This window comes from Nitratireductor sp. ATLC21 (assembly GCF_057196525.1).
This window is the reverse complement of sequence record NZ_JBXUOU010000003.1, coordinates 216940-233187: the sequence shown is the minus strand read 5'-3', so window position 1 is coordinate 233187 and position 16248 is coordinate 216940. Positions and strand designations below refer to the sequence as shown.

Genomic DNA, 16248 nt, shown 5'->3' with positions numbered 1-16248 from the left:
GCCTCACAGCCGGCTTTTTCATTATCCAAATGCTGGAACGATCAACGGCCCCGCTTCCTTGCGGCCAGCGTACGCAGGCGCAAGGCATTCAGCTTGATGAAGCCGGCAGCATCCTTCTGGTCGTAAGCGCCCTGATCGTCCTCAAAGGTGACGAGAGCGTCGGAATAGAGCGACTTGTCGGACTTGCGTCCGGTCACGATCACATTGCCCTTGTAGAGTTTCAGGCGCACTTCGCCTTCCACGTCCTCCTGGCTCTTGTCGATGGCGGCCTGCAGCATCTCGCGCTCGGGCGAGAACCAGAAGCCATTGTAGATCAGCTCCGCATAACGCGGCATCAGCTCATCCTTCAGATGCGCTGCACCACGGTCGAGCGTGACGGACTCCATGGCCCGGTGCGCAGCCAGAAGAATGGTGCCGCCGGGCGTCTCATAGACACCGCGAGACTTCATGCCCACAAAGCGGTTTTCAACGAGGTCGAGGCGGCCAATGCCATTGTCGCGGCCAAGATCGTTCAGCGCCTTGAGCAGCGTTGCCGGCGAAAGCGCCTCGCCATTGATGGCAACAGCGTCACCCGCCTTGAAGGAGATGGTGATTTCCGTCGGCTCGTCGGGCGCATCCATCGGCGAAACGCTGCGCTGGTGAACATACTCCGGTGGCTCGATCCACGGATCTTCAAGCACCTTGCCTTCCGAGGAGGAGTGCAGAAGATTTGCATCGACGGAGAACGGTGCCTCGCCCTGCTTGTCCTTCGGCACCGGAATCTGATGCGCCTCGGCAAAGTTGATGAGATCGGTGCGGGACTTGAATTCCCAGTCGCGCCACGGCGCGATCACCTTGATGTCTGGATTTAGCGCGTAGGCGGAAAGCTCAAAGCGCACCTGGTCGTTGCCCTTGCCGGTCGCACCGTGGGCAATGGCGTCAGCCCCGGTTTCGGCCGCGATTTCCACCAGACGCTTGGAGATCAGCGGGCGTGCAATCGACGTGCCCAGCAGATAGACGCCCTCATAGACTGCATTGGCGCGGAACATGGGGAACACGAAATCGCGCACGAATTCCTCGCGCACATCCTCGATGTAGATTTCCTTGATGCCGAGCATCTCCGCCTTCTTGCGCGCCGGCTCCAGCTCATCCCCTTGGCCAAGATCGGCGGTGAAGGTCACCACTTCCGCGCCTAGCTCCGTCTGCAGCCATTTGAGGATGATCGAGGTATCGAGGCCGCCCGAATAGGCAAGCACCACCTTTTTCACGTCTTTGAGTTTCGTCATGGTCTTTCCCGGTATGAGAGGTACGGCATGGCCGGCCGGCTCCGCACACCGGAGCCTTGGAAGTCGAGGCGACTAATATCAGGAATGGCGGCGCGGGCAAGACCAGTCCCCGCAAATGCCAGTGCCAGCACATGAAAGAGGCCACGCCGTTTCCGGCATGGCCCCGCCCCCCCACGCAGAATGTGCTCAGGCCGCTTCCAGCGTCGCCACCGTCTTGAGCGCCCCGTCGAGCATCTCGCCTTTTTCGTCCTTGAGCGCAGCTTCGCGCAGCCGCCGCAGCCAGTCTGCCGCGTCCTCACGGCCCTCCAGCAAGGGCAGACCTGAGAGCACGCGGTCGAACTTGGAATGCGCGCGCACATGGGTGTCGCTGTAACCCTTGATGAGCCGTCGGCAGTTGAGAATTTCCACCGCAAGCGCATAGTCGCGCTGCGCCGTGTCGAGCGCCAGCGCATACCAGCGCTCCAGATGCGCTTTCTCCACCTGATGACGCAGCAGCGAGCGGCGCCATGGCCGCAGTGTGCCGATCAGCCAGAGAGAGCCGAAGCCGAACAGGCTGTCGGTCCGGATCCGCCTTCCGCGATTGATGCGCCGGTCGACCCAGCGGGCAAGTCCCGGCCTGTTTTCGATGAAGCGGCCAAGCCCCGCCGGCAGCGTGCCACAGAATTCTTCCACGCGCGGGTGAAAGAACTCCGTCACCTGCAGAACATGCGCCTCGCCGACTTTCATCTCCTTGCGAATGCGCTCAGCGCGCGCAGTTCGCGTTTTGAGATCGGCCACGCGCAGAATGTCGTCATAGCACATGGCGTTTGCCACATGCTTTGCCGCAGCCTCTCCCAACGCAAAACCCTTTTCCGCGCTGTCCAGCGCCAAGGCCTCATCGAGCCGATCGAGATATTCCGCGCCATAGGCAAGATCCTGGTAATCAACGACCTTGCGCAGCCCGGCGAGCGCCATGGCCCTCACTGGTTCGGGATACGCCCCCGCACGGGCAGCAAGCGCTTTCCACCGCGCCACAAGCTTCTGCGGTCCATCCACGGCGATTTGCTTCGAAGCGGGTGCGGCATCCGGGGGGCCTTCTTCCACACCGGCACCGGATACCGTGAGGTCGAACGCCTTGCCGAATGCGGCAAGGCTGGCTTTCACACCACGCCCTGACGCTGCGATGGTCTCTTCATAACTGTCGCGCGGAAATGGCAGCGCGCCCGAGCCCGCGAGTGCGCCAAACAGGCTCGATGAGATCACTGAGCCGGCTTCGACAGCCACCTTCTCCATGTCGAAACAGATATAGCGGTTCGCCGCTTCGCGCGCATTCCGGTGAACGGTGGGCGAATCCGCGCGCCCGTCACCGGGTTCGATCTTCTCTGAAACGGCTGCGATGCGGTGCGCTGAGGCAATCAGCGTGGTGCGGTCGGGCGTCACGAAGCCGCGCATCACCGCACGCCCCGCCTCCATCAGCTCGGCAGCAATCAGAATGTCGATGTCGCCCTGCGCCGGCGCCAGCGAGAAAACCGGCCGGCGACCGGTATCCTGACACATCTCCACATAATAGATCGTCGCCCCGGTGCGCTGAGCCACGCCGGCAACGGATGTTGCCTGTGCGAGGTAGCCGTTGCGCTCGGCCACATCGGTGATCCAGTTGGTGAGAACACCGCCGCCCTGCCCGCCCACGGCAAGGATGGCGAGCTTGATGATTTTCTGCTCTTCTTTTGCTTTCATACGCTTGGCCATGGTCGTTCCCTCAAGCGTCTGCGAATGTCAGGCGCCGCTTTTCGCGGCGGGTTTGCAGAAAGCCGGTCACCGTGCTGCGCACCCTGTTGGCGAAACGATCCCACCAGCCGGGATTGTGCACCACATCCGCACGATAGAAGGACGGACAGAGAACGGCCGCATCGGCCACCTCACCGCAATTGCCGCAGCCCACGCAGGTGTGATCGATCGAGGCCACCGGGTCGTCACGCAACGGATCATCCAGCTTCTTGACCGAAAGCGACGGACAGCCCGAAAGCCGCATACAGGCGTGATCGCCGGTGCAGACATCCTCGTCGACGCCGAAACGCGGCTTCACCACCCGCTCGCCGCCGGAGATCGCCTTTGCGGTGAGGGGCTTTTCCCGGCGCTGGCGGTTGAGCATGCATTCGGAGGAGGCCACGATCACCTTTGGCCCCTTCTCCTTTGTCGTCAGCGCCTCGCGCAGCGCCGCTCGCACCTTGGTCACATCATAGGTGCGGTCGATATGCCGAACCCATTTCACGCCCATCCCCTTCACCGCATCGGTGATCGGATGTTTCGTCGACTTGGTGGGGTTGTTGGCACGGGAAGAGAGAATGTCCTGCCCGCCAGTCGCCGCCGAATAGAAGTTGTCGACCACGACGATGACACCGTCATTCTCGTTGAAGACCGCATTGCCGATGGATGACGTCAACCCGTTGTGCCAGAAACCCCCATCGCCGACGAAGGAGATCGAGCGCCGTTTCGCGTCCGGCGAATTGAACGCAGATGCAGAAGCCGGCCCGAGTCCATAGCCCATCGTTGTCGCGCCAAGCTCAAAGGGCGGCATGATCGAGAACAGATGGCAGCCGATATCCGAAGAGATGTGGTGCGGTCCGAGCTCCTGTTCGATCAGCTTGGTGGCGGCGAAGATCGGGCGCTCGGGACAGCCCGTGCAAAACCCCGGCGGCCGGCCCGGAACCACCTTGGCGAGATCCGCTGCCAGGGTGTTTTCGCCCGGCGCATTGGGGGCCAGAACCTGCGCGGTCAGCAATTCCGGTGCATTGGCACGCAGATAGGCGCTGATGCCATCCAGCATCACCTGGCCGGTATATTCACCCGCCATGGGGAGAATGTCCTTGCCAAGAATGCGGGTATCGACGCCCTTCTTGTGCATCATTGAGGCGATGGCCTGCTCAAGATAGTTGGGCTGCCCCTCCTCCACGATCAGGACGGAGTCCTTGTCCTCGCAGAAGTCGATCACCTCGTCATCGATGAGCGGATAAACGGCGTTGAGCACATAGAGCGGCACATCCGTCTCGCCATAGACATCGGCAAGGCCGATGCGCTGCAGCGCCCGGATGACGCTGTTGTACATGCCGCCCTGCAGGATGATGCCGGCCTTGCCCCGCTCTGGCCCGAAAAATTCGTTGATCTTGCGCGAGCGGATGAAATCGACTGCCGCAGGCATGCGCTTCTCCACCTTCTCCTTCTCATGCAGGAAGGAGGCGGGCGGCAGGACGATGCGGTTGGTGTCGCGCCGCGGATTTTCCAGCGCATCCGCCACCGTCATCTCTGGGCGCTTGTTGTCTTTCGTCTCGAAACTGCCGGTCACATGGCAGCTGCGAATGCGCACCATCAGCATGACCGGCGTGTTTGACACCTCTGACAGCTCGAAGCCGTCCTCCACGGCCTTGACGATGGAGGGCAGGTTGGGTCGCGGGTCGAGCAGCCAGACCTGGCTCTTCATGGCGAAGGGATGGCTACGCTCCTGCATGATGGAAGAGCCTTCACCATAATCCTCGCCAACGATGATGAGCGCACCGCCGGTCACACCGCCTGAAGCAAGATTGGCAAGGGCGTCCGACGCTACATTGAGACCAACAGCCGATTTGAACGTGCAAGCGCCGCGAATGGGATAATGCACCGAAGCCGCCAGCATGGCGGTTGCCGTCGCCTCCGAGGCGCTGGCCTCGAAATGGACGCCGAGCTCGCCCAGAATGTCCTGTGCATCGGCCAGAACGTCCATCAAATGACTGATCGGCGCGCCCTGATAGCCGCCCACATAGCCCACACCGCATTGCAAAAGCGCCTTGGTGATGGCGAGAATGCCTTCGCCGTGAAAGGTCTCGCCGGCCCCAAGCCTAAGCTTCTGGACCTCCTTCACAAACGAACGTTCAGCCATAATCCAGTCTCCCGTCGCTAGCGGCGCAGCTCAGTGCCGCGTTCAAGCTTGCTAAAAATTGTGCTTTCTGATGTTGCCCAGGATTTTCTGAAGCGTTGCAACGAAGGCTGCATATTCCGCGTCATCAATGTCCCTGAACATCTCGGAGAACGCGTTGTGCATGGCCGGCCAAGCCCGATTGAACTCTTCCCGCCCTTTGTCTGTGAGGAAGATATTTCGTGTACGGCTATCGTCCTGGCAGGCCTCGCGGCGGACCAAACCCTGCGCCTCCAACGCATCAAGCGTACGGCTCATGGTCGATTGTTCAATCACTGTGTAGACAGAGAGCTCGTTGATCGACATGCCATCGCCGACCGCAAGAACTGCGAGCGCCCGGACTTGCGGCACCGTCAATCCCTGTCGGCGCAAATCCTGCCGCAGGGTCGCATTGTAGCGACCCATAATGCGGTTCATCAGATAGGGCGCGAATTGCTGGAGCCCCATTTGGCCCAGCGTTTCAATTCTCGAATTCCTGCTATCCAAGCGTTCGTCCATCAAAGTCTCTCCGCCGACAGGAAGGCTGAAATGCCGACCTAAACTCCATGACATCGGAATAGGATAGTCCGACCAGCCTGAAGGCTCCCTCGCAGAGGCGGGCAGCGCGTAATACCGCTGCCCGTGATCATGTTGTGAAGACTCAGCACGAAAGCGCGAACCTAGCTGCGCGCCACGAGCGCCAGCACCCGACAGGGACTTCCCGTGCCATGCTCGATTTTAAGTGGTGCTGCTATGAGAATCGCTCCTTTCGGCGGCAATTTGTCCAGATTGGCGAGACTGGCAAGACCATAGCGATTGGCCATGTGTAGAAGGTTGTGCGCGGGGAATGGAGGCTCCATTCCACCGGCCTGGCCGGCATCGGTGCCGATCGTCTCGCTGCCCCAGCCGATGATCCCCTTGTCAAGCAGGTAGGTGATCGCTTCGGGTGTTGGTCCCGGTGAATGCGGGCCTGTTTCATCCGCGTTCAAAAAGCTTTCTTCCGAGCCATTGCGCTTGTACCAGTCACTGCGCAACACCACCCATTCACCCTTCTGAATTTCACCATGTTCGGCCTCCCAGGCCTTGATGTGATCCGCTGTCAGAAGAAAATCGGGATTCTCCGCCGTTTCCTTGGAACAATCGATGACATTAACCGGCGCTACAAAATTCTTGGGGTCAATCGTGTCCGTGGAGCCATCCGGATGATCGCGTCCGGTAATCCAATGGATCGGGGCATCGAAATGCGTGCCCGAATGTTCGCCAAGCTTGAGCCAGTTCCAGGCCCACCAGGGACCATTATCGTCGTAAGCAGAGATCTTGTGGATCTCGATCTTGGGCGTATCAACAGCAAGCTCCGGTGGAAGCTTTAGAAGGGGTGTGTTGGGGCCCAACACCGCCGAAAGGTCGACAACCTCGACTTTGCCTGACAGCAACTGGTCCGCAAATTCGCTCATAATGGACTGGCTCATAGGTCTCCTCCCAAAAACGTTTGGGACCGCTGCAGAACATCACACGCGGCCCAGTATGGTCTAACTGAAAAAGAATGCATATGCAAATATCTTCGAGGGGATTGACCACCTCCGCAAAGAACGGACAGCCACACCAGGCGAGCTGTATCCCTGTAAGTTAAACAATGAGACCCCATCAATCCGACACCTGTCGCGCGATCCGATGTATGTGGTAAAGGTTTCAAATGCATACGAAATGAATGGGCTTCCAGCGTTTCAGTAGCCCCCTCGAGAGGAAGAAGCTCGGCGCGGAACCACGCACAACGCGACGACAATCGCTCCCTTTTCGCTGATGCTCTTGGCGGTCTGCTGTGGTATTCAGCCGAGATGGGACAGAAGAAAGCGCATGAAGTCGATCGCTGGCTGGCAAGGCCCGAGCAGGTCTACCGGATCGTTTTGATATACGGGCCGGATCGCGGGCTCGTCAGTGAGCGTGCAAAACGCTTCGCCACAGGGTCGGGTCTGCCGCTGGATGACCCTTTCACTGTCGTGCGTATGGAGGCAAGTGAGGTAGAGCAACAGCCCGGCCGGCTTGCCGATGAAGCCCAAACGGTGCCGATGTTTTCCGACCAGCGTCTGATTTGGGTAAAAGGCGCAGGAAACCAGAAGGCTTTGGTGAGCGACGTCACCACACTCATCTCGGAACCCCCAACCGATTGTACTATTCTCATTGAGGCCGGCGATCTTCGCAAAGGTTCCTCTCTGCGTTCGGCAGTGGAGCGGGGCGCAAGCGCCATGGCATTGCCCTGCTACGCAGACGATGGCCGCGGTATCGACACCGTGATCGATGAAACTCTTGGTGCTGCAGGACTCACGATTTCGCTGGAAGCGCGCCAGCTGTTGAAAGCCAACCTCGGCGGCGACCGTCTCGCGACCCGTGGTGAGCTGGAAAAGCTGACCCTCTATTGTGCTGCCGCCAAAGAGGTAAACCCCGAGGATATTCGGCTTCTCATTGGGGATGTGGCCGGTCTAAGTGCGGATGAGGCCGTTGACGCGGTTATTTCCGGCCGCTTCCAGGCGTTTGACATCGCCTTTCAGCGCTTTCTCGCCGCCGGCAACCCACCTTTTCTTGTACTTTCTGCCACGCTCCGACAGATACATGCCCTGCAGATCATGCGCCAAGCGATGGACACCAAGGGCGTGACTGCCAGTGCTGCGGTGGCCGGAGCTCGCCCTCCAATCTTCTTCTCACGACGAAAGACCGTCGAGAATGCGCTTGCTCGCTGGAGCGGCATCGCATTGCAGAATGCGGCTGAGCGGCTGCAGGCGACGATCTTGCGCACGCGTCAAAAACCCTCACTTGCCGGGTCAATCACCCGCCAAGCACTGCTTGCCCTCACGGTGGAGGGCGCCCGAGCCCGTCGTTAACGCATTGATAACCATGTAAAATACTGAACGATAACGAAAGTTTATTCCCGAGATGCTTTCCGGCGTGTTCGGAAGGCAGCGTCAAGGGGACGGACCAGGTTCCCTTCTCCGCACATGCGGAACTGCTCAGCGTTTCATGGAAACGCCCTGAACTCGGCCTCTTCTCGTTTTCGCATTTATTCGGGCGCTAAGCGTATCTACCCGACGGAGGATGCCCCGAAGTTCATTGCTGAAGAAGCCGACACAACTCGTCTAATTGCTCGAGAGAACGATAGGCAATCCGCATTTCGCCTCCTCGCTCGTTATGATTGATCACGACTTTGAGCCCGGTCCGATCGCTCAGAAGTTTCTGCAGCGCCAGCGTATCGGCATCCTTGTCCTTCTTGGGGGACCGAGGCGTCTTCTCCTCGCCATGTGGGGCGGCCGCCAACGCTTCCGCCTGTCGGACGGAAAGTCCGTCCTCAACAATGCGCTGCGCTAGAGCGACAGGGTCTTCCGCCGTGACCAATGTGCGTGCATGGCCGGCCGACAGGGATCCGTCCACAATCAGGTCACCAATCGCGTCCGGCAGCTTCAAAAGGCGCAATGTGTTGGCGACGTGGCTGCGGCTCTTGCCGATCACCTGACCAAGATCAGCCTGCGTGTAGTTATGCTCATCGATAAGCTGCTGATAGCCCCGGGCCTCTTCCAAAGGGTTGAGATCCGCACGCTGAACATTCTCGATGATGGCAAGTTCCAGCGCTGCCTTGTCGTCCACCTCACGCAAAATCACCGGCACTTCCGTGAGGCCGGCGCGCTGCGCAGCCCGCCAGCGACGCTCACCAGCGATGATCTCGAAACGGCCTGGGGCATCCCCGGAACGGACAACCACCGGCTGCACGATGCCATGTTCGCGGATCGACTGCGCAAGATCACTCAGATCACTCTCCGCAAACTGCCGGCGCGGGTTACGCGGGTTGGGAGAAATGAATTCGATCGGAACAGAGCGATCGGCCCGTACAGCCTCCTTCTGCTCGGTTTCCGGCTTGTCCATCTCGCCAATCAACGCGGCCAAACCGCGCCCCAGGCGCTTGCGTGAGGGATCTTCGTTCATGTCACAACACCATCAACCAATAACTCAGTTTTCCTGCGAACGTCTCCGCATCCGACCTACGCAGCGCGCAGACGGCGCTCCCGTCGGATCACTTCAGACGCAAGCTGCAGATAAGCCTGACTACCTGAGCACTTCAGATCATAAAGAATTGCCGGTTTTCCATAGGACGGCGCCTCAGAAACCCGGACGTTGCGCGGGATGATCGTGTCATAGACCGTGTCGCCCATATGCGCGCGCACATCCTCCACCACCTGATTGGCAAGGTTGTTGCGCCGATCGAACATGGTAAGAACGATCCCCTGAATGCCAAGATGCGGGTTGATCGATCCGCGCACCTGTTCGACTGTCTCAAGCAACTGGCTCAACCCTTCCAGCGCAAAGAATTCACACTGCAGCGGCACCAGGATGGAATCTGCCGCCGCCATGGCGTTCAACGTGAGGAGATTGAGCGATGGCGGGCAGTCGATCAGAACGTAGGAATAAGGAATGCCATCGGCATTCAGCGCGTTGCGCAATTTGAGGACGCGATCCGGGGCACTGGATATCTCCATCTCGATACCGAGAAGATCAAGAGTGGATGCCACAATAGAAAGACCAGGAACTGCGGTTTCCATGGCAGCTTCGAGAACGCCCGCATTGCCCGTCAGGACATCGTAGGAAGACATCAGCCTCTGTTGACGGTCAATACCCAATCCCGTGCTGGCATTACCCTGAGGATCAAGATCAACCACGAGAACATTCTCGCCGATCGCGGCCAGCGCCGTAGCGAGATTGATGGCCGTTGTCGTTTTGCCGACCCCACCCTTCTGGTTTGCGACTGTGATGATTCGCGTACCGCTGTTCATCGCTGCTGCTACCCCGATCTGATCCTACTGAAAGGCCCTACGGCAAAGCCGGCTATCGCCGAACCGGGTTGCTCACCTCGAGAATGATGGCTGCCGCATCAACCTTATCCTCATGTTCTATCAGATCGAATCGCCACGTGTTACCGCTTTCTTCGACTTCTCGCTGGTAATCCCGGCCTTTGTGAAAGAGAGCTCTTGCTCCAGTTCTTAGCCAGGGCTCCGTCAGCTCGATCAGCAGCGGCAACGACGCCAGGGCCCGTGCTGTAACTATTTGCGGCGTCGGAACAACGTCGTAGCAGTCTTCGATTCGTTTTGCATGAACACGGGGGAAAACACCCACTTCATTAAGGGCTGCGATCAGGAACGCAGCTTTTTTTCTGTTGCTTTCAACCAGATGCACCTCCGCACCCGGCTTGTCCGCCAGCAGAATGGCCATCACCGCCCCCGGAAAGCCGCCGCCCGAGCCCACATCCAGCCAACGCAGTGCCTCAGGTGCGAGGCGAAGCAACTGCGCGCTATCGAGGATATGCCGCTCCCAAAGATCGTTCAACGTCGACGGCGCAGCCAGATTGATTCGCCTTGACCAACGTCGGAAAACGCTTTCAAACGCGACCAGCCGTTCATATGTTTCACGTGAAACCGGCCCTGCCACCTCCGATAGTCGCGAAAATTGCGCTGATTCCATCAGGCTGCGCCCCGGCGGTTCTCAAACTGACGCAAACTGGCAAGTATCAGCGCCAATGCAGCCGGAGTCATGCCATCGATCCGCTGAGCATCAGCGATGCTCCTGGGTCGTCGCTCCCTGAGCTTCTGTTTGAGCTCATTCGAAAGCCCTGCGATGGAATCAAACATCAACTCTGGCGGAATCAAGCGTGCCTCCTCGCGGCGCAACATGGCCGCGTCGGCGCCCTGCCGGTCAAGATAGACCGCATACCGTGCTTCCGTTTCAATTCTTTCCACGAGATCCGAGGAGATACTTGAGAAGTCCGGCCATATTTTTATAAGCCGGCTTATGCTCATATCCGGATAGGATAAGAGCTCGTAGGCCGAGCGACGCACCCCGTCCTTATTGAGATTGATGCTGTGTCGCGCCGCTTCATTGGGGCTGATATCCCGGCTTTGAAGAAGTTCACGTGTCATAGACAAAGCCCCTTCCAGCGCTTCGAATTTCTTCGTCCGCTCCTGAGAGGCAATACCGAGGCGAATTGCCAGCGGCGTCAGGCGTGTATCTGCATTGTCAGCGCGCAGGGACAGGCGAAACTCTGCTCGCGACGTGAACATGCGATAGGGTTCGCTCACCCCGCGAGTCACCAGATCATCGACCAGAACCCCGATATAAGCATCGGCCCGCCCGAGTGTGATCATCTGCCCATCTGATGCAAAACGCGCGGCGTTGAGGCCTGCGAGTATCCCTTGCGCCGCGGCCTCCTCATAACCTGTTGTACCGTTGATCTGGCCCGCCAGGAAAAGGCCACGAACCCGTCGCGTCTCGAGCGTGGGCTCCAGATCGCGTGGATCCACATGATCATACTCGATGGCGTAACCGGGCTGCAGCATGACCGCATGTTCCAGCCCCGGGATCGTTTTCAGTAGAGCGAGCTGCGCATCCTCCGGCAGAGATGTGGAGATACCGTTGGGATACACGACATGGTCACCGAGCCCCTCCGGCTCGAGAAATATCTGATGCCCCTCCCGATCACCAAATTTGACGATCTTGTCTTCAATTGAGGGGCAATAACGCGGCCCTATGCCATCAATGGCACCAGAGTACATAGCAGAGCGATGAAGATGCGCGCGGATAACCGCGTGAGTCTCGTTGGTCGTACGCGTGATGCCGCATTCGATTTGACGATTGGAGATCCGTTCCGTCAGCAAGGAGAAAGGTGTGGGCTCGTCATCCGCCGGCTGCATATCAAGCGACGCCCAATCGATGGTCCGTCCATCGAGTCTCGGAGGTGTCCCGGTTTTCAGGCGGCCCAGACGAAAGCCTGCTGCTTCCATGGAAATCGAAAGACGCTGAGCTGCCTGTTCATTCATACGCCCCGCAGGGAAAGTCTTCTCCCCGATGTGGATAAGACCGCGCAGGAAAGTTCCTGTCGTCAGAACCACAGCGCCACAGATCAAATGGCGTTCACCGGACACCACAAGCCCGGTAATCCGGCCCGCGCTGATCTGAAGCTCCAACGCTTCCCCTTCAATGACGTCGAGATTGGGGGTTGCCTTGATCGCTTTCTGGACGGCGTTTCGATAGAGTTTTCGGTCCGCCTGCGTCCGCGGTCCGCGCACAGCGGGGCCCTTGCGGCGATTGAGCAGTCGAAACTGAATTCCTGCTTCATCTGCCGCGCGGCCCATAATACCGTCAAGTGCATCCACCTCCCGCACGAGATGGCCTTTACCCAACCCTCCGATAGCCGGGTTGCAGGACATCGCCCCGATCGTATCGAAATGCAGCGTGACCAACGCGGTCCTGGCACCGGATCGCGCTGCAGCAGACGCCGCTTCGGTACCAGCGTGTCCACCTCCGATAACAATTACATCATATTTGCTGTTCGTCATTGTGCGGTTCCAAACGGCCGTCCAGGGCATTGTGAAAGGCCCGCAAGGCCCCGGACTCTCCCACCGGACTCTTCAGGAATGAGGAGGGCAGACATGTCTCTTTCTGCCCACGCAGTCAAGCCACTTGCGAAATGCGCTCGTTTCACGTGAAACATTGTTTCGCAGAACTGAAGATGGGTGGCGAATGTTTCACGTGAGTCACACCGTGGCTGCTCTCTATTGTTTCACGTGAGTCATCCGAAGATCAGAACCTGACTTGTTTCACGTGAATCACTTGCCGATGCAAAACTGCGAGAAGATCGTATCGAGTAGATCTTCCACATCAATCGCACCGGTAATACGTCCAAGCGAGTCGGCGGCCAGTCTCAACTCCTCAGCGCGAAGCTCGAGTGGCAGATCCTGCCCTTCCGCCGCGCGTTCAACGTGCGTTGCCGCATCCAGGATCAGCTGCACGTGCCGCTCGCGGAAGGGAAGTGTCTCCCCCGCCCGTTCGGTTGCCGATGTCGCGAGAGAACGCACCTTGTCCAGAAGTTTATCAATCCCCTCGCCTGTGCGTGCCGAGATAACGAAATCATACCGGCCTTTGAGCGGGACATCGGAAGCCAGATCGATCTTGTTTCCTACTCTCAAGCTTGAAGTCACATGAGGGATCTCCACCGGAACGGGCTCATTGCAATCTTCCAGCAGCAAGAGAAGGTCGGCTTCGCGTGCGCGATCAATCGCGCGATCGATACCCATGGCTTCTACCCTGCCGGGATTCGCGCGAATCCCGGCTGTGTCCGTGACGATGACTTTGATGCCGTTAATGTCCAGACTGGCCTCGAGAACATCACGCGTGGTGCCTGGTTCCTCTGTGACAATGGCTATGTCACGGCGCGCGAGGGTATTCAGCAGACTCGATTTTCCGGCATTCGGAGCGCCGAGAATAACCACACGAAACCCCTCTCTGATGATCTCAGCGGTGCGATAACCGGCTGCATGTCGCTTCAGCGAATTTCGCAGAGTGTCGACCTCTTTCCACACTTGATCGGCAACGGAGCCCGGAACATCTTCCTCGTCCGAAAAATCCAGCTCCGCTTCGATCATCGCCCGGGTCTGAATGAGCGTTCTCCGCCATCCATCATAGAGAGCCCTATGGCGATTCTCCGAGTTAGACAGGGCGAAGCGGCGCTGTGTTTCTGTCTCCGCGGCGATCAGATCCGAAAGTGCTTCGGCCTCCGTGAGATTGAACTTCCCGTTCAGAAAAGCGCGCCGCGTAAATTCACCGGCGTCTGCCATTCGGAAGTTTTTTCGGCGAGAGAGCGTCTCCAGCACAGCTCTCACGACTGCGCGCCCGCCATGAAGATGCAGCTCAACACAATCCTCACCGGTAAAACTGTGTGGCCCCGGAAAGAACAGAATAAGAGACTTGTCCAGAACAACGCCGTCCTGATCTCGCAAGGTTTTTAGCGTAGCACGACGCGGGTGAGGCCTCTCACCTGCCAACGATACGAGCGCATCGGCTGCACCTGGGCCCGACAATCGCACGACGGCGACGCCTGATGGCAAAACACCGCTCGAGAGTGCGAATATGGTTTCTCTCATGTCGTTTGCTCTCGCGTGGAAAGCGCCTTACCGTGGCGCTGAAGTCAGGGCTAGATATTTTCCATAACCGTTCGATGTGCAAGGAGCCGCCATGCCGCTGCCCGCAAAAAATCTTCTGGCGGACGAGACAAGTCCGTATCTGCTCCAGCACAAGGATAATCCCGTTCACTGGAGGCCCTGGACCGCAAATGCCCTACGGGAGGCACGGGAAACAGGCAAGCCAATTCTGCTTTCCGTTGGCTACGCGGCCTGTCACTGGTGCCACGTGATGGCACATGAGTCTTTTGAAGATCCCCAAGTCGCAGAGGTGATGAACCGCTATTTCGTCAACATCAAGGTTGATAGGGAAGAGCGGCCGGAGATCGACCAGATCTACATGGCTTCGCTTTCCGCGATGGGAGAGCAAGGCGGCTGGCCGTTGACGATGTTCCTCGATTTCGACGCACAGCCTTTTTGGGGCGGCACATATTTCCCTCCAAGGCAGCAGTATGGACGGCCAGGTTTCCAGCAAGTTCTGCACGCGGTGAATGAAGCCTGGCAGAACAAGCAAAGCGAGCTTTTGAAAAGTGCCAGCGTACTCAGCGCTCACGTGAAAGCGCAACTTGCATCCGATGCACGAGGTCCCGTTTCGCCGCGCACAGCACTTGAGTCGCTTGCCGCCAAGATCCATTCGATGATCGATAAGGATCTGGGCGGCTTGCGTGGTGCTCCCAAGTTTCCCAACGCCCCGTTCATGCGCACGCTGTGGCTGAGCCGGGCTGATGACCATAGATCCGCCGTGATCGAAAGTCTCACAGCGATGCTGGCTGGCGGGATTTACGATCATGTCGGCGGTGGGCTGGCACGCTACTCGACTGACGAGCGCTGGCTTGTTCCCCATTTCGAGAAGATGCTGTACGACAATGCTCAGCTCCTGCGCCTGCTTTGCTGGGCTTATAGCGAAACAGCGAACGAGTTGTTCCGCATCCGAATCGAAGAGACTGTTGCCTGGCTGCTGCGCGAGATGCGTTTGGAGAGTGGCGCCTTCGCCTCCAGTCTTGATGCCGATACTCGTGGTGTTGAAGGAAAAACCTATCTTTGGACGAAAGCGCAGATTGCGGACGTCCTGGGCAATCAGGCGCACGTCTTCTTCGAAACCTTCTCTTTGGCCAGTCCAGAGCATTGGGAGGGAGATCCGATCCTTCACCGCCGCCATCAACCTCAATATCTCGGCGCGGTACGGGAAACGCAGCTGCGATCCATGCTGGATAAGCTTCTCACTGCAAGACAGAAGCGTGACCAACCCGGCCGCGACGATAAAGTCCTTGTTGATTGGAATGGTCTCACGATCAGTGCACTTGCAGAGGCAGCACGTCTGCTCCAACGCCCAGATTGGTTGAACGCCGCGCGACAGGCTTTTCGTTTCGTAAGCGAATCGATGCGAGATGGGCGTCTTCCGCACAGCCTACGCGGGGGAAAAGCGGTTTTTCCTGGTCTCTCGAGCGATTACGCCTGCGTGATTTCCGCCGCGGCATCGCTTTTTCAATCAACCGGAGAGCAAGATTTTCTCGAACAGGCAAATGATTGGGCTGACAAACTTCGCTCTTGGTACCTCGATGAGAGCGGAACAGGCTATTATCTTACGGCGAGCGATGCAGCGGACCTGCCTATGCGGATACGCGGAGACGTGGATGAAGCCATACCATCCGCTACCAGCCAGATCATTGAGGCCCTCCTGGCCCTCTCAATGCTTTCCCACGAAACGCTTAACAACCATGTTTCAGACGTGGCAGAGTCTGCTCTGGGCCGAACAGTCAGACAAGCCTATGGCCAGGCGGGCGTCGTCTACGCCTCGGCACTGGTTGAGATGTCCAAAAAGCTTCTTATGGTTGAGCCTGACAATCAGCGCGTTTTCGTTCCGGTAGCGAATCGATACCTGGATCCATCCCGGTTCGACATTGTCATCACCGATGACCGTCCTCAAAGCCTACCAGACGGCATGAGCATCAACGCTGAAAAGAGAGCGGCCTATCTCTGCATCGGGAAAGTCTGCCTGCCGCCCTTTGAGACGCCTGAGGCGTTAGACGCCGCCCTGCGCCAAGCCAGCCAGGCACCGACTTCTTGGTGAACAAACAGTAAAGGC

12 protein-coding genes are annotated in these 16248 nt (G+C 58.5%); 2 read left to right on the top strand and 10 right to left on the bottom strand.

Annotated elements, in window-relative coordinates:
* Positions 1-41: 41 nt before the first annotated feature.
* The 5 genes from AC2CHD_RS15530 to AC2CHD_RS15510 form a co-directional block, all read right to left on the bottom strand.
* Positions 42-1265 (bottom strand): argininosuccinate synthase, encoded by a 1224-nt coding sequence (locus AC2CHD_RS15530; protein WP_229449462.1) that lies wholly within the window; start codon positions 1263-1265, stop codon positions 42-44.
* A gap of 186 nt (positions 1266-1451) precedes the next feature.
* On the bottom strand, positions 1452-2993 hold the full coding sequence (locus AC2CHD_RS15525) for an indolepyruvate oxidoreductase subunit beta family protein (RefSeq protein WP_484554416.1): 1542 nt from the start codon (positions 2991-2993) through the stop codon (positions 1452-1454).
* A gap of 10 nt (positions 2994-3003) precedes the next feature.
* The gene (locus AC2CHD_RS15520) at positions 3004-5157 is read right to left on the bottom strand and encodes a thiamine pyrophosphate-dependent enzyme (RefSeq protein WP_484554415.1); all 2154 of its coding nucleotides are present in this window, start codon (positions 5155-5157) and stop codon (positions 3004-3006) included.
* A gap of 51 nt (positions 5158-5208) precedes the next feature.
* The gene (locus AC2CHD_RS15515) at positions 5209-5691 is read right to left on the bottom strand and encodes a MarR family winged helix-turn-helix transcriptional regulator (RefSeq protein ID WP_229449459.1); all 483 of its coding nucleotides are present in this window, start codon (positions 5689-5691) and stop codon (positions 5209-5211) included.
* A gap of 161 nt (positions 5692-5852) precedes the next feature.
* The gene (locus AC2CHD_RS15510) at positions 5853-6641 is read right to left on the bottom strand and encodes a cyclase family protein (protein WP_484554414.1); all 789 of its coding nucleotides are present in this window, start codon (positions 6639-6641) and stop codon (positions 5853-5855) included.
* A gap of 366 nt (positions 6642-7007) precedes the next feature.
* Between AC2CHD_RS15510 and holA the strand changes: the two genes are divergently transcribed.
* Complete coding sequence (gene holA / locus AC2CHD_RS15505) at positions 7008-8048, top strand: DNA polymerase III subunit delta (RefSeq protein WP_484554413.1); 1041 nt, start codon at positions 7008-7010, stop codon at positions 8046-8048.
* Positions 8049-8271: 223 nt separating this feature from the next.
* Here holA and AC2CHD_RS15500 read toward each other — a convergent pair whose 3' ends face one another.
* From AC2CHD_RS15500 to mnmE, 5 genes are all read right to left on the bottom strand, one after another.
* Positions 8272-9141, bottom strand: a complete 870-nt coding sequence (locus AC2CHD_RS15500) for a ParB/RepB/Spo0J family partition protein (protein WP_484554412.1) — start codon at positions 9139-9141, stop codon at positions 8272-8274.
* A 56-nt stretch (positions 9142-9197) separates the two neighbouring features.
* The gene (locus AC2CHD_RS15495; RefSeq protein ID WP_484554411.1) at positions 9198-9986 is read right to left on the bottom strand and encodes a ParA family protein; all 789 of its coding nucleotides are present in this window, start codon (positions 9984-9986) and stop codon (positions 9198-9200) included.
* Positions 9987-10038: 52 nt separating this feature from the next.
* Positions 10039-10671, bottom strand: a complete 633-nt coding sequence (gene rsmG / locus AC2CHD_RS15490) for a 16S rRNA (guanine(527)-N(7))-methyltransferase RsmG (RefSeq protein WP_229449454.1) — start codon at positions 10669-10671, stop codon at positions 10039-10041.
* Positions 10671-12542 (bottom strand): tRNA uridine-5-carboxymethylaminomethyl(34) synthesis enzyme MnmG, encoded by a 1872-nt coding sequence (gene mnmG, locus AC2CHD_RS15485; RefSeq protein ID WP_484554410.1) that lies wholly within the window; start codon positions 12540-12542, stop codon positions 10671-10673. Before mnmG ends, rsmG begins: the two co-directional genes overlap by 1 nt.
* A gap of 270 nt (positions 12543-12812) precedes the next feature.
* Complete coding sequence (gene mnmE, locus AC2CHD_RS15480) at positions 12813-14126, bottom strand: tRNA uridine-5-carboxymethylaminomethyl(34) synthesis GTPase MnmE (protein ID WP_484554409.1); 1314 nt, start codon at positions 14124-14126, stop codon at positions 12813-12815.
* A gap of 91 nt (positions 14127-14217) precedes the next feature.
* On the opposite strand from mnmE, the gene AC2CHD_RS15475 reads away from it, so the two are divergent.
* Positions 14218-16233 carry a thioredoxin domain-containing protein gene (locus tag AC2CHD_RS15475; protein ID WP_484554408.1) on the top strand — a complete coding sequence of 672 codons (2016 nt, stop codon included), beginning with the start codon at positions 14218-14220 and terminating at the stop codon, positions 16231-16233.
* Positions 16234-16248 lie beyond the last annotated feature (15 nt).